Source organism: Companilactobacillus metriopterae (assembly GCF_004117915.1).
GTDB lineage: Bacteria > Bacillota > Bacilli > Lactobacillales > Lactobacillaceae > Companilactobacillus > Companilactobacillus metriopterae.
Window position 1 is genome coordinate 321,742 of sequence record NZ_RSTD01000001.1, and the last position, 13,416, is coordinate 335,157.

General features: G+C 32.4%; 14 protein-coding genes. 12 read left to right on the top strand and 2 right to left on the bottom strand.

What is annotated here, in order from left to right:
• Position 1: 1 nt before the first annotated feature.
• The 4 genes from rnr to EKN01_RS01640 all read left to right on the top strand — a co-directional run bounded on the left by rnr (position 2) and on the right by EKN01_RS01640 (position 4,172).
• The gene (gene rnr, locus EKN01_RS01625; RefSeq protein ID WP_129044695.1) at positions 2-2,323 is read left to right on the top strand and encodes a ribonuclease R; all 2,322 of its coding nucleotides are present in this window, start codon (positions 2-4) and stop codon (positions 2,321-2,323) included.
• 6 nt (positions 2,324-2,329) lie between these two features.
• Positions 2,330-2,800, top strand: coding sequence for an SsrA-binding protein SmpB (smpB, locus tag EKN01_RS01630; protein ID WP_099974473.1), 471 nt, complete (start codon positions 2,330-2,332; stop codon positions 2,798-2,800).
• A gap of 91 nt (positions 2,801-2,891) precedes the next feature.
• Complete coding sequence (locus tag EKN01_RS01635) at positions 2,892-3,395, top strand: TetR/AcrR family transcriptional regulator (RefSeq protein WP_129044696.1); 504 nt, start codon at positions 2,892-2,894, stop codon at positions 3,393-3,395.
• A 213-nt stretch (positions 3,396-3,608) separates the two neighbouring features.
• A complete protein-coding gene (locus EKN01_RS01640) occupies positions 3,609-4,172 on the top strand; it encodes a GNAT family N-acetyltransferase (RefSeq protein ID WP_099974475.1) in 564 nt (187 codons plus the stop codon).
• A 9-nt stretch (positions 4,173-4,181) separates the two neighbouring features.
• On the opposite strand, the gene EKN01_RS01645 is transcribed toward EKN01_RS01640, so the two are convergent.
• A complete protein-coding gene (locus tag EKN01_RS01645; protein WP_129044697.1) occupies positions 4,182-4,742 on the bottom strand; it encodes an LURP-one-related/scramblase family protein in 561 nt (186 codons plus the stop codon).
• Between the two features lie 75 nt (positions 4,743-4,817).
• On the opposite strand from EKN01_RS01645, the gene EKN01_RS01650 reads away from it, so the two are divergent.
• The 5 genes from EKN01_RS01650 to EKN01_RS01670 all read left to right on the top strand — a co-directional run bounded on the left by EKN01_RS01650 (position 4,818) and on the right by EKN01_RS01670 (position 8,766).
• The gene (locus EKN01_RS01650; protein WP_129044698.1) at positions 4,818-5,486 is read left to right on the top strand and encodes a uracil-DNA glycosylase; all 669 of its coding nucleotides are present in this window, start codon (positions 4,818-4,820) and stop codon (positions 5,484-5,486) included.
• Positions 5,487-5,511: 25 nt separating this feature from the next.
• Positions 5,512-6,480 carry a phosphate acetyltransferase gene (pta, locus tag EKN01_RS01655; RefSeq protein WP_129044699.1) on the top strand — a complete coding sequence of 323 codons (969 nt, stop codon included), beginning with the start codon at positions 5,512-5,514 and terminating at the stop codon, positions 6,478-6,480.
• Positions 6,481-6,491: 11 nt separating this feature from the next.
• Complete coding sequence (gene tsaE / locus EKN01_RS01660) at positions 6,492-6,959, top strand: tRNA (adenosine(37)-N6)-threonylcarbamoyltransferase complex ATPase subunit type 1 TsaE (RefSeq protein ID WP_129044700.1); 468 nt, start codon at positions 6,492-6,494, stop codon at positions 6,957-6,959.
• Positions 6,956-7,429 (top strand): GNAT family N-acetyltransferase, encoded by a 474-nt coding sequence (locus EKN01_RS01665; protein WP_129044701.1) that lies wholly within the window; start codon positions 6,956-6,958, stop codon positions 7,427-7,429. Before tsaE ends, EKN01_RS01665 begins: the two co-directional genes overlap by 4 nt.
• A 374-nt stretch (positions 7,430-7,803) precedes the next feature.
• On the top strand, positions 7,804-8,766 hold the full coding sequence (locus EKN01_RS01670; RefSeq protein WP_129044702.1) for an agmatine deiminase family protein: 963 nt from the start codon (positions 7,804-7,806) through the stop codon (positions 8,764-8,766).
• Between the two features lie 39 nt (positions 8,767-8,805).
• On the opposite strand, the gene EKN01_RS01675 is transcribed toward EKN01_RS01670, so the two are convergent.
• Positions 8,806-9,342, bottom strand: coding sequence for a 3'-5' exonuclease (locus EKN01_RS01675; protein ID WP_129044703.1), 537 nt, complete (start codon positions 9,340-9,342; stop codon positions 8,806-8,808).
• Positions 9,343-9,471: 129 nt separating this feature from the next.
• Here EKN01_RS01675 and murB point away from each other — a divergent pair, with 129 nt between their 5' ends.
• From murB to cdaA, 3 genes are all read left to right on the top strand, one after another.
• Positions 9,472-10,371 carry a UDP-N-acetylmuramate dehydrogenase gene (gene murB / locus EKN01_RS01680; RefSeq protein ID WP_129044704.1) on the top strand — a complete coding sequence of 300 codons (900 nt, stop codon included), beginning with the start codon at positions 9,472-9,474 and terminating at the stop codon, positions 10,369-10,371.
• 21 nt (positions 10,372-10,392) lie between these two features.
• On the top strand, positions 10,393-12,510 hold the full coding sequence (locus tag EKN01_RS01685) for a cation:proton antiporter (RefSeq protein ID WP_129044705.1): 2,118 nt from the start codon (positions 10,393-10,395) through the stop codon (positions 12,508-12,510).
• A gap of 69 nt (positions 12,511-12,579) precedes the next feature.
• The gene (gene cdaA, locus EKN01_RS01690; RefSeq protein WP_099974500.1) at positions 12,580-13,416 is read left to right on the top strand and encodes a diadenylate cyclase CdaA; all 837 of its coding nucleotides are present in this window, start codon (positions 12,580-12,582) and stop codon (positions 13,414-13,416) included.

Consider the following 13,416-nt stretch of genomic DNA (forward strand, 5'->3'; position numbering starts at 1 on the left):
AATGCCTGATAAAGAACAAAAATTAATTGCGGATATACTTGAATTTTTTAGAAGTAATCCCGAAAAAAGATACACTTCTGAGCAAGTAGAAGATTCGCTTAGAATGCACGGAGCAAGTGCGTTTAAACGCGTAGTTAAAGCACTTGCAGTATTAGAAGGTGAAGGTAAAATTACACTAACTAATACTGATGAATTTAAGATGGCTCAACAGACTAAAGTAGTCGAAGGATCATTTAGAGGAAACGAAAAGGGTTTTGGATTTGTTAGATATGACGAAGTAGAACCTGATATATTTATCAATAAAGGCAATACTTTGTTTGCTGTCAATGGAGATACCGTTGAAGTCAAAATAACTAAGCCTTCTAATCCTTGGATTGACAAGGGACCTGAAGGTGAAGTAGTAGGTATTGTAGAACGTGGAAGCACAAAGATTGTCGGAGAATTCCATCCATATAGTGATGCACAGGTTGAAAAGACTGGAAACTTCGGATATATAAAGAGTCATGAAAAGAAAATTGCTTCTTATATGATTTTTATTTCAGACAAGGGATTACACCCGCAAATGGGTGATATGGTTCAAGTTTCAGTAGATGAATACCCTAATGAAAAGCACCCACAAAGTATGAAGGGAACTGCTTTGGAAATATTGGGTAATAAAAATGATCCCGGTGTTGATATTATTTCTATTGTTATTGATAACGATATCAACCCAGAATTTCCTAATGAAGTTTTAAAGGAAGCCGAATCAATACCTGATCAAGTGTTGGAAAAAGATTGGGAAGGTCGCAAAGATTTAACTGAACATGTAATTATGACAATCGATGGAGATGATTCAAAAGATTTTGATGATGCTGTTGGTGTTGATGTCTTACCTAGCGGTAATTTCCATTTAGAGGTCCATATAGCGGATGTTTCACACTATGTTACTGAAGGTAGTGAACTTAACAAAGAAGCCTTTGAACGTGGAACAAGTACATATTTAGTTGATCGTGTTATTCCAATGATTCCGTTTAGACTTTCAAATGGTATTTGTTCACTAAATCCTGGTGAGAATCGTCTTGCTTTAACTTGTGATATGGAAATAGATCGCAATGGGGATGTTATTAAACATGAGATATACCCTAGTGTAATTCAGTCAAAATATCGTATGACATATAAAAATGTTAATGAAATTTTAGATGGTGATCCCTTACTTAATGAAGAATATTCAGCTATTGTTCCTCAAATTCAAGCAATGGCGTCTCTTCACGAAATTCTTTATAATAAGCGTCATAATCGTGGTGCCATTGACTTTGAAGAAACTGAAGCAAAAATTATCGTTGATGAAAATGGTAAACCAACAGATATTGAATTGAGAGAACGTGGAATTTCTGAACGAATGATTGAGTCATTCATGTTGGAAGCCAACGAAACAGTGGCTGAACACTATAGTACTAAGCAAGTGCCATTCTTGTATCGTGTCCATGAAAAACCAGATGATGAGAAAGTAAAACGTTTCTTTGAATTTGTTGCCGCTATGGGTGTAGAAGTAAAGGGTAACCTTAAAGAAATAAGCCCAATGATGTTCCAAAATGTTTTAAAGAGTGTTTCTGGTACTCCAGAAGAAGCTGTTGTTACTATCATGCTATTGAGAAGTATGCAACAAGCTAGATACTCTGATAATCCTCTAGGACACTTTGGACTAGCTGCTAAATATTACACACACTTTACTTCACCAATCAGACGTTATCCTGATATGATTGTTCATCGTATGATACATGAGTATGCAGATTTAGGATTCACTGATGAAGAACAAGATAAGTGGTCAGAAATTCTTCCTGACATTGCAGAGCACTCATCTGGTCGTGAAAGACATTCTATCGATGCAGAAAGAGCTGTCAATGACCTTAAGAAGACAGAATACATGGCAGATCAAGTTGGAAATGAATTTGATGCAGTTGTGAGTTCTGTTACAGGATTTGGTATGTTTATTCAGCTTGAAAATACAGTTGAAGGGTTAATTCATATTTCTAATATGAAAGATGATTTCTATGAATATGATGAAAAGAGCATGTCAATTCATGGACGAAATTCTGGAAAAGAATTCAAAGTCGGTCAAGAAATTAAAGTTAAGCTAATAAGAGCTGATATAGAACTTAGAAAACTTGATTTTGAAAGAGTTCTAACAAAAGAAGAACAAGAAATGGTTGTTAAGCGTGAAGCGGAATTCCAAAAGCGTCGTAATAATCGCAAAAATTCGAGTCGCAATGGCAGAGGTCATGAAGATAAGAATAACAATTCTGATAAGAAAAGACATCGCAATAGTAAATACGAAAGACGGTGATGACTTATGAAAAAACATCACGCAAAGGCTGATAACGAAGTAGCTAATAATCGTAAAGCAAGACATGATTATAATATTTTAGAAACCTATGAGGCAGGTATTTCTTTGACAGGGACAGAGATAAAATCTGTGCGTGCCAGTAAGATAACAATCCGTGATGGCTATGTTCAACCGAGAAATGGTGAAATGTGGTTGGATAATGTAAATATTAGTGTCTATGATCAGGGTAATCAGTTTAACCACGACCCGTTGAGAGCACGAAAATTACTGTTACATAAAAAAGAAATTAGAAAATTAACTGCAACTGTTCAAGAGAAAGGAATTACAATAATTCCTTTAAAAGTATATTTAAAAAATGGTTTTGCAAAAGTTTTAATCGGTGTTGCTGAAGGTAAGAAACAATACGATAAGCGTGAAACATTGAAGAGACGCGATCAAGAAAGAGAAATTCAACGAGCATTGAAAAATACCCGTTAATTTTTTCGAGATTGGGTCTTTTTTTTATGTGCTAATAATTTTTAAAGTCTAGTTGGGACTGCTAAAATTATTAAGCGCAAAGAGGTGAAATATGAATTTAACTAGAGAGTATTTACTAGATATTGTTGAAAAAGAATTATCAGATAACTTGAGAGATAAGTTTACAATTACTGAATTAGTAAATATTTCCGATTTAAGTCGAAGTACCGTTTACTATCACTTTGAATCATTGGAAGAAGTTTACAAGAGCTTATTTAATGAAAGAATATTACCTAATATAATCGTCAAAAATTTGAGTTTAAGGCCAATTGTTGAGGGACTAATTGACTATATAGTTAATAATAAGAAGATTTGTCTTAATATGTATCGACTAACGTCTGATATGAATAGGAGAGATTATATTATTTCTTTGGTTAACCAAGCTTTTTATAAATATGAACTAGGAGAAGACAAAATTAATTCTCACCGCAGATATTTGATGGGAGGATTTGTTTTTATTCTATACTCTTGGTTTGAAGATAATTTGAGCACTGATAGTGCAGATATAAAAAAACAAGTTCATTCGTTTTTTGAAATGTTAAGTGAATATATTTAAAGGTCTATACAAATTTTGGAAAGTGTACTAATTTGAGACTGATTCAAATTTCTGTTTATTCTAAATGAAAAGATAGAACTGTAGCATAATATATGAGCTAAAGCTCAAATAAAAATGAACAACTTATCAAAAAAAGATGGTATCTAATTAGATATCATCTTTTTTTTTGAATAATTTGTAAGTTTCGGTATCATATTTAGATGAGGTGAAAAAATGCTTAGATTTGCTAAAGAAGAAGATGTAGATCATTTAATACCAATACTGTTCCAAATTTTTGATGATATGGAATTAGAAGTTTTCAATAAAGTTGGTCGCGAAAAAATGATGAAACTAATTCGTGAAGGATTTTTCCAAAGTGACTATCGATATGGCTATAAGAATATTCTAGTTGAAGAGATAGAGGGAAAAATCGCAGGATTATCTGTGGGCTATCCAGAAGAATTAGAAGATGATATTGATCAACCGATGCAAAAAATTATGCAGAAGCATGGGATTGACTCACAAACACTGTTCGATGACAAAGAGGCATGGCCTGGTGAGTGGTACTTAGATTCATTTGCAATTTCTAAAGATCTTCAAAACCAAGGTATTGGAACTAAAATGCTAAAAGAATTAATCGAGTGGGTTAAGAACCAAGGCGAAAAAACACTTAGTTTGAATGTTGATACCAAAAATGATCGTGCTAGACACGTATATGAAAAGCTAGGTTTTAAAAAAGTTGGCGAATTATATATTGGAACTCATCTGTACGAACATATGCAATTAAATCTTATATAAAAAAGACGTCTAACAAGACGTCTTTTTGTTTTTTATTTTACTTACCGATAACTTTAATTTTGATTTAGAAGGTGTTAAATTTGTTTTTTTATCGCTATCTAATAAAGGTAGTTTAAGATATCTATTTAGAAAGATAGTGATTAAAACAATCACAGGCATATTGGAATTGTCAGCAATATCCATTTCTAAAATCTGTTGGTTAATTCTACCCACACTTGGATGGACGTTAAAAACTGGTTCAGATTTATGAGTAACAGTGTATTTGCATAATGGTAAATTACCATGAACATTCCAATTCAATTTTGAAATGTGAATAAATCTTAAGTCAATAACTGGAAGTGTCGTAATACTGGCAATATTAACTTCCTCAATAAAAAAATTAAAAGAATTTAGGAGTTTGTTTTTATATTTAATTTCTCCAATAAGTTCATTCTGAGTGTTATATAATTTGATTAGTAAGGGATCTTTTTTATCTCTAGAAGCGATGAAAATAGTATGGCTATTTTTATTGCTAATAGTCATAACATTTCCGTGATCTAGATCTGTTTTTCTTATAAACAGTTTTGTCATGAAAATCCCTCCTAATTTATATTTGAATAGTAACACAAAATAAATACTTTAGGATAAATTATGGGCAGGTATAGGATGAAAAAATTTATATCAAATGATTGGCAAGATATATTAGAGCCAGAATTCCAAAAAGATTACTATAAAAAATTACATGATTTTTTAAAGAAAGAGTATAGTACAAAAACTATTTATCCTGAGATGCATCATATATATCAAGCTTTCAATTGGACATCATTTAGTGATACCAAAGTAGTTATTTTAGGTCAAGATCCTTATCATGAACCTAATCAAGCTATCGGTTGCAGTTTTGCAGTCAGTGAAGGCGTTCAACTGCCACCTTCACTTCAAAATATATACAAAGAATTAAATGATGATTTAGGTATTCCTCCTGTATCAACAGGATATTTAAAAAAGTGGGCAGATCAAGGAGTTTTATTACTGAACTCTGTTCTTACAGTTGAGCGTGGTCGTGCCAATTCTCACAAGGGACAAGGTTGGGAACAGTTAACCGATACGGCTATCAAAAAGTTGTCAGATCGGGGAGAAGTAGTATTTATACTATGGGGTAACTCAGCTCGTAGTAAAAAATCAATGATCAATGAAGAAAAGAATACCATTATAGAAGGAGTTCATCCAAGTCCTTTGTCAGCATATCGAGGATTTTTTGGGTCAAAGCCTTTTTCTAAAGCAAATAAAGCGCTTTTACACTATAATAAAGAAGTAATTGATTGGAATGTTTTATAATATAAAATATTGTGAGGTATTTAAGATGGATTTATTTGAAAGCTTAAAGAACAAGATAGATGGAAAAAATCTAACAATAGTATTTCCAGAAGGTACTGAAAAAAGAATTCTGGGAGCAGCAAGCCGTTTGAAAAAAGATGGCATTCTTGAACCAATTCTTATTGGTAATCAATCAGAAGTTTCTAAAGTAGCCACATCTGAAAAATTTGATATTTCTGGAATAGAAATTATTGATCCAGAAAATTATGATGATTTTGATAATATGGTTGATTCTTTTGTAGAACGCCGTAAGGGTAAGAATACAAAAGAACAAGCACTTGAAATGTTGAAAGATAATAATTACTTTGGAACAATGCTTGTTTATATGGGAAAAGCTGACGGAATGGTTTCTGGTGCAGTACATTCTACAGGAGATACTGTTCGCCCGGCTTTACAAATAATTAAGACTGCACCTGGTTCATCTAGAATAAGTGGATCATTTATTGTTCAAAAGGACGATGAAAGATATCTATTTGCTGATTGTGCTATCAATATTAATCCAAATGCTCAAGAATTAGCAGAAATTGCTATTCAATCTGCCAAAGAAGCTGAATTGTTCGATATCGAACCAAGAGTTGCGATGCTTAGCTTTTCAACAAAGGGTAGTGCCAAGAGTGAAGAAGTTGAAAAAGTCGCAGAGGCAACAAAAATAGCCCAAGAATTAGATTCTACAGTTCCTCTAGATGGTGAATTACAATTTGATGCCGCATTTGTAAAATCAGTAGGTGAGCAAAAAGCTCCTGGTTCTAAGGTGGCAGGTCACGCTAATGTCTTTATTTTCCCAGATTTACAATCAGGAAATATTGGATATAAAATTGCTCAGCGTTTAGGTGGATATGAAGCTATCGGACCTATCTTACAAGGTTTAAATAAACCAGTTTCTGATTTATCACGTGGATGTAATGAAGAAGATGTTTATAAATCAGCCATTTTAACCGCATCACAAGCATTATAAAGGGAAATGACATGAAAAAAATTACTATTCAAACTTCATCTTATGATGAGACTGAAAATTTTGGTAAGCAATTTGCTTCAGATTTAATACCCGGGGATGTTATTTTATTAAATGGTGATTTGGGTGTTGGTAAAACAACATTTACCAGAGGTATTGCCTCAGGACTAGGAATTACTAAAAATGTAAAAAGTCCCACTTTCACCTTAATAAGAGAATATAAGGGTGGACGTATACCTTTGTATCATATGGATATGTATCGTCTAGAGGATAGTATGGATGAAGATTTGGGCTTCTCAGAGTATTTTGATGGAGATGGTGTATCTATTGTTGAATGGCCACAATTTATCAAAGACGAGTTACCTAAGGATCATATATCTATAAGTATCAGAAGAAATCTTGAATCAGAAGATGGACGCATAATTGAAATTATTTTACGAGGCGACAAATACCAAGCACGGTCATTCGGAGGCATAAAATGACGGAACAACTTACATTAAGAGAAGCTATTCCAGATGATGCTTCTAATCTAATAGCATTTTTGAAAAAGGTTGCAGATGAATCAGAATTTATAGAATTTGAATCTAGTTTGAGATTTTTGACGGTTGAAGAAGAAAAAATTGAACTGGATAGAATTTATAACTCAACACAAGATAATATCTTTTTAGCAATTTTTGAAGGTGATATCGTTGGATTTGCTCGTGTAGCTCATGCAGACGATAAAAGTTCAGAATTTGGAGTGGTAGTAACCGAAGAGTTTAGTGGGAATAATATTGCCTCTTATTTAACAGAGGATGCAATCAATTGGTCTACTGATTCCAAAGATATCAATGAACTAACTCTAGAAGTGTATAGAGATAATTCTGTAGCTATTCATATTTATGAAAAATATGGTTTTAGTGTCGAATCTGAAACAGAAGAAACAATATTCATGAAAAGATTAGTGAAGTAAATTGATTTTATAACAAATTAGGGAGGATCTACTAATTGCTAACTATATAATATTTTTAATAGAAATAGTTGCTGCTATTCTATGGGTATTTTTTTGGAGCAACATCGTGGGTTACAGGCACTATCGGAATTATAGTTATAATATGTATTTCTCATTTTTTGCATTATATTTTTAAATAATTCTAAATTTTGTATCTAATTTCAATAATAGAGCCGCTACCAAATTTGGGTAGGGACTTTTTAATTTATATATATTTATATAAAATTTCTGTCAATACCAAAAATTCTTAAGCTTGAGTAAGGATATATTTTATATATAAATATATAAAAAAAGGTCATGATATTATCGCTTATAACAAAGAAGGAGATGATATCATGGGTGCAAATATACTTACTTGTTTATCTTTAATATCAACTAGTTTTACTGTGTATAATACGAACTCACCAATAAAAATAGAAAATGATAGGCCGCTTATTTTAACTAGTTTACCCAACTCAAAAGATAGATATTATAAGGATATGTATCCTAATATACTTAAATTTAATTCTGACATGAGTGACAATTCTGAAGGTAACAATGTAATTAATCTTAATAGTTCAAAGAATTTTTCATCTAAATATGATGATATATGGATTAGGGATGTAGCTCCAGTAGCAACAAATAAATTAGTCAAATTTAGATATTCACCAAAATACCTAAGTAAAAATTATAGTCACAAATTAGACAGAGATTTTACTTCATGGCTAAGGGCCAACAAATTTAAATTTACTGAGAGTAAACTTATTTTGGATGGTGGAAATTTCGTTTATAACGGTAAAGATACAGCGATAATTACTAATCGAGTTTTTGATGATAATAAAAATTATTCTAAGAAAGATGTAATTTCGACATTGAAGAATGATTTAGGTTTAAAAAAGATTGTTATTGTAACACCTGAATATGGTGATGTACTTGCTCATACTGATGGCATGCTGTGCTTTATCAAACCTAATACACTGTTAATTAGTGATTTTGAGAACTATAAAAAAGTTGAAAAAGAAATTAGTGAGCAATTGCCAAATATTAAATTCATAAATTTATCTAGTGGTTATACTTCAAAAGGTCAGTATGATAGCAAGATACCTTCGGCACGAGGAGTTTATACAAATATATTAGAAACAGATAGTGCAATATATGTTCCACAATATTCATTGAAAAAAGATAAAGAAATAATTGCAACACTACGTAAGAATACTGATAAAAAAATTATTCCAATAGATGTATCAAAAATTTCTACCATGGGTGGTTCCTTCCATTGTCTGACGTGGTATTGTCCAAACAAATTTTTACCACATTAAATAAAAAAGTCTCTACTAAATTTTAGTAGAGACTTTTTATTATTTAGTAAACTGAACCATTTTTTTAATTTGTTCAGTTCCAAAATCTTGTTCAGTTCTTAATAAGATATTTGCACACGCTATACTATCTGCTAGCGCGTTATGATGGTCGACTAGTTCAATATTCAAATTTCTAGAAACAGTATCTAATTTATGATTTGGTAATTCTGGATAAAATTTCCGACTAGTTTTAACAGTGTCAATTGTCAAATAACGAGGAGTAATAATTCCGTAGTTGCTTAATGTTTTGTTTAAAACACTATTATCAAAGCTGGCATTATGTGCAGCTACCAAATGATTGATATCAAATAATGGTGAAATATGGTCCCAAATTTTATCAAATGTTGGAGCATCTTGAACATCCTGAGGAGTAATGTGATGGATTGCTATATTTCTTTGATCAAATTGCATTTGAGGATTTATCAAAGAGTAAAATGAGTCTACTATTTTGCTGTCCCTTACTAATACAAGAGCAATTGAACACGCACTTTCACGTTTACTATTAGCAGTTTCAAAATCTAAAGTTACAAAGTTCATAAGCTACCTCTTTTGAATCTAATTATTATTAGTCGAATTATAACATCTTTTAAGCATTATTACTCTGGGGATATATCAAAATATGATAAAATTACAAGGACACGTTTAATAATAAGGACGGTTTTAAAATTGAAGTTTCCAATTGAAAAGTTACCTAATATCGAATTTAAAATAAATGAACCTATGAGTAAGTATACTTTCACAAAAACGGGTGGGAATGCTGATGTTCTAGCTTTTCCTAAATCACGTGATGAATTAGTATCTATTATAAATACTGCCAGAGATTATGATATCAAAATTACTATCGTTGGAAATGCAAGTAACCTGATTATTAAAGATGGTGGTATTAGAGGAATTGTTATAATTCTACCTAATTTCAAACAAATCTCAGTTGATGGTAATGTTGTCTTTGCAGAAGCAGGTGCAACAATTATTGATACTACAATCGTTGCACAACAGTATGGGCTAACTGGTCTTGAGTTTGCTGCTGGAATACCTGGTAGTGTCGGTGGCGCTGTTTTCATGAATGCTGGTGCCTATGGTGGAGAACTAACAGACGCATTTTTGAGTGCTGAAGTTTTGATGCCTGACGGTCAGATATTGAACTTCAATCATGAAGATATGAAGTTTGCATATCGTCACAGTGCGATACAAGAAAATGGTGGTATCGTTATAAGTGCCAAATTTCAACTCGCAAAGGGTGACAAGGAAGAAATCCAAAAAGAAATGGATCACCTTAATGCCTTAAGAAGATCTAAACAACCACTAGAATATCCTTCTTGTGGAAGTGTATTCAAACGTCCAGAAGGTCATTTCACAGGTCCATTGATAATAGAAGCCGGCCTGCAAGGTAAAATAATTGGTGGGGCACAAGTTTCGATGAAACACGCTGGCTTTATTGTGAATATAGATGGAGCTACAGCCACTGACTACATGGATTTGATTCATTTAATTCAAAGGGAAATTAAACAAAAATTTGATATTGAACTTCAAACAGAAGTCCGAATTATTGGTGAAGATAAAAAATAAAAGAATAGATGAGGTATTTTTATGCACATACTTGAGTCTGTTATATTGATTGTTGCTTTATTGCTTATTGCTAATATCATTAGTAACTATTTTATTTCGATACCACCAAGTTTAATTCAAATTGGTGCAGGAATTTTAGCGGCTTTATTCATGAAGGTTAAAATTCAAGTTAATACGGAATGGTTTATGTTAGCGTTTATTGCTCCCATTTTGTTTAACGACGGGAATAGGTTTCCTAAAAAAGAATTGTGGAATTTAAGAGGTCCTATTTTAGGAAATGCAATTTTATTAGTTTTTCTATCAACAATAGTTGGTGGAATTTTAGTTAAAATATTGATTCCAGGTCTGCCTTTAGCGGCAGCTTTCACTTTAGTGGCCGTATTGTCACCAACTGATCCTGTTGCTGTACAGTCAATAGCTCAAAAGACTAAGCTACCGGATTCATTGATGCATTTGATTAGTGGAGAGAGTTTAATCAATGATGCATCAGGATTGATCGCTTTCAAATATGGTGTAGCAGCTACAGTTACAGGAGCTTTTTCTCTGAGAGATGCTTCACTTGATTTCTTAGCAATTTCATTTGGTGGTGCTTTCGTAGGTGCAGTAATGATTTGGCTGTTTAATGGTTTAAGATTATGGATGGTTAATCAGGGCATTGACGATACAATTTTGCATGTAATTCTAGTTTTACTGATACCATTTGTGATTTATTATGTTGCGGATGAAGTATTTGGCGTATCCGGAGTTGTGGCAGTTGTTGTCGCAGGAATCTTAAATATAAATACAAGATCACCTAGAAGTCCCTTTAGTCCTGAGATTAGGTTAATGAGTGCAAGATCGTGGGATATGTTAGTTTACTTATTGAACGGTTTTGTTTTTGTCTTATTAGGTGTTGAAGTACCATTTGCTATGCGTGAATTAGTAGCAAATGATCAAATGAATACTTTTAGAGCTATTTTCTTAGCATTTGTCATTTGGATTATTTTAGTAGTCATTAGATTTATATGGAGTTTCGTTTATACATTGACTTTTGGTCGCAAAAGAAACAAAGAGTACTCTGTTTCAGAACGATTCTTTTATAGTTTGTTGTCAGGTATTTCCGGAGTTAGAGGATCAGTAACTATGGTGGGTATACTATCACTACCTTTTGTTACCAATAATGGTTCAGAATTTCCAGCTAGAACACTCTTATTATTCTTAGCGAGTGGGGTAATAATCTTTAGTTTATTAGGAGCTACAATATTAATACCGTTACTAACAAATAGAAATATTCATATTACATATCGTGGTAATTTTGAAGATCAAGATATCCAAGAGTTAGAAAACTCTGATGATGATAGTAGTTTAATGGATAGTTTTGAAGCACAGAAATTTGTTTACGAGAAGACAATTGAACAACTGAGAGCTGAAAGTGGGGATGATTCAAATGTTGTTTATTCTGCCGTTATAGCTGAATATTTACACAATTTACAACATCTGCAATACTCAGTCAGTTCTGAAAAAATTATTGATGGTCCTATTAGTAAGAAACAAGTTCATACTAAAAAAGGTATAAATTTATGGAAAACTTGTTTTAATTCTGAACTAGAAGCAGCTCAACAGCTCCTTGAAGAAGGAAAAATTAGTGAAGAATCTTATAATTTATCAGTCAGACGAATTGGTAGATACAAAAGAGAATTGGTAAGAGGACATAGAAATAAAACACTAGATTTTATTAATTCTTACGTAAAAAACACGGTAAAAGGTTTTACAAAATTAATCAGATGGTCAATTATTAAGAAAAAAGCTATTATGACAGCTAATAGAGAAGATTTCAAACTGATAGCAATTGCTGGATCACAGAATGCTATTGTTAAGTTAAACGAAATAGAAGAGACTAATCAGTTTGAAGGTTCTGAGCATTTAGTTGAAAACTTTAAAAAGCATTACGAAAATAGAATTGATTCATTTGAAGGTAGGATTGAACGTCCTTCCGATGACTTTATTCAAGAAAAATCGGCAATCGATTTAAAAGCATTAAGTTATCAACGTGCATTTCTGCAAGATTTATTAGAGGCTGGTAAAATTAATCGCTCAATTGCTAATGATTTAAGACAAAACATTAATTATAGTGAAGAATTGATAAATCTCGATCATTAGGCTAGTTAATACCGTATAACTAAGACTAATTTTTGTTATAATATTAGTTATAAATAAAGAGGTAAGATAATGAGTAATTTAATACCAAATAATATCTTTACATGGCAGAATTTAGCAAATCTTGTTGATATCTTGGTTGTATGGTATTTTTTGTACAAAGTTTTGAATATTATGAGAGGTACCAAGGCGGTTCAATTACTTAAGGGAATAATAATAATATTTGTTATTCGTTTGGTAAGTTGGGCTCTAAATTTACACACAGTTTCCTATATCATGGATCAGCTTTTAAACTGGGGAATTGTTATTATTGTAATTATTTTCCAACCTGAAATTAGAAGAGGGTTGGAACATTTGGGACGTCTACCGTTCTTCAGTACTAATAGTAACGAAGAGGGTAAAAGCCAAAATCTTTTAATCGAAAGTTTGGATCAAGCTATCCAGTACATGAGTAAGAGACGTATTGGTGCTTTGATTTCCCTAGAGATGAGTACAGGTCTTGAAGAGTACGTAGAAACAGGTATTTCACTAGATTCTGAAATTACCGGAGCGCTACTAATTAATATATTTATTCCTAATACGCCATTGCATGATGGTGCGGTTATTATTCAAAATAATCGAATATCTGCTGCTGCGGCTTACTTGCCACTTTCGGAAAGTAATACTATTCCTAAAGAATTAGGAACTAGACACCGTGCGGCTGTTGGTATTAGTGAAGTTACTGATGCTATAACCATTGTTGTTTCTGAAGAAACTGGTGGAGTCATGATTACTAGAAACGGTCACATGATGTTGGACTTGTCACGTGATGAGTATCTAAATTACTTACGAGCTCAATTAGTGCCTTCTGATGAAAGAAGCAATTCCATATTTGGTTCACTATTCCGTAGAAAGAATAGAGGTGCATAA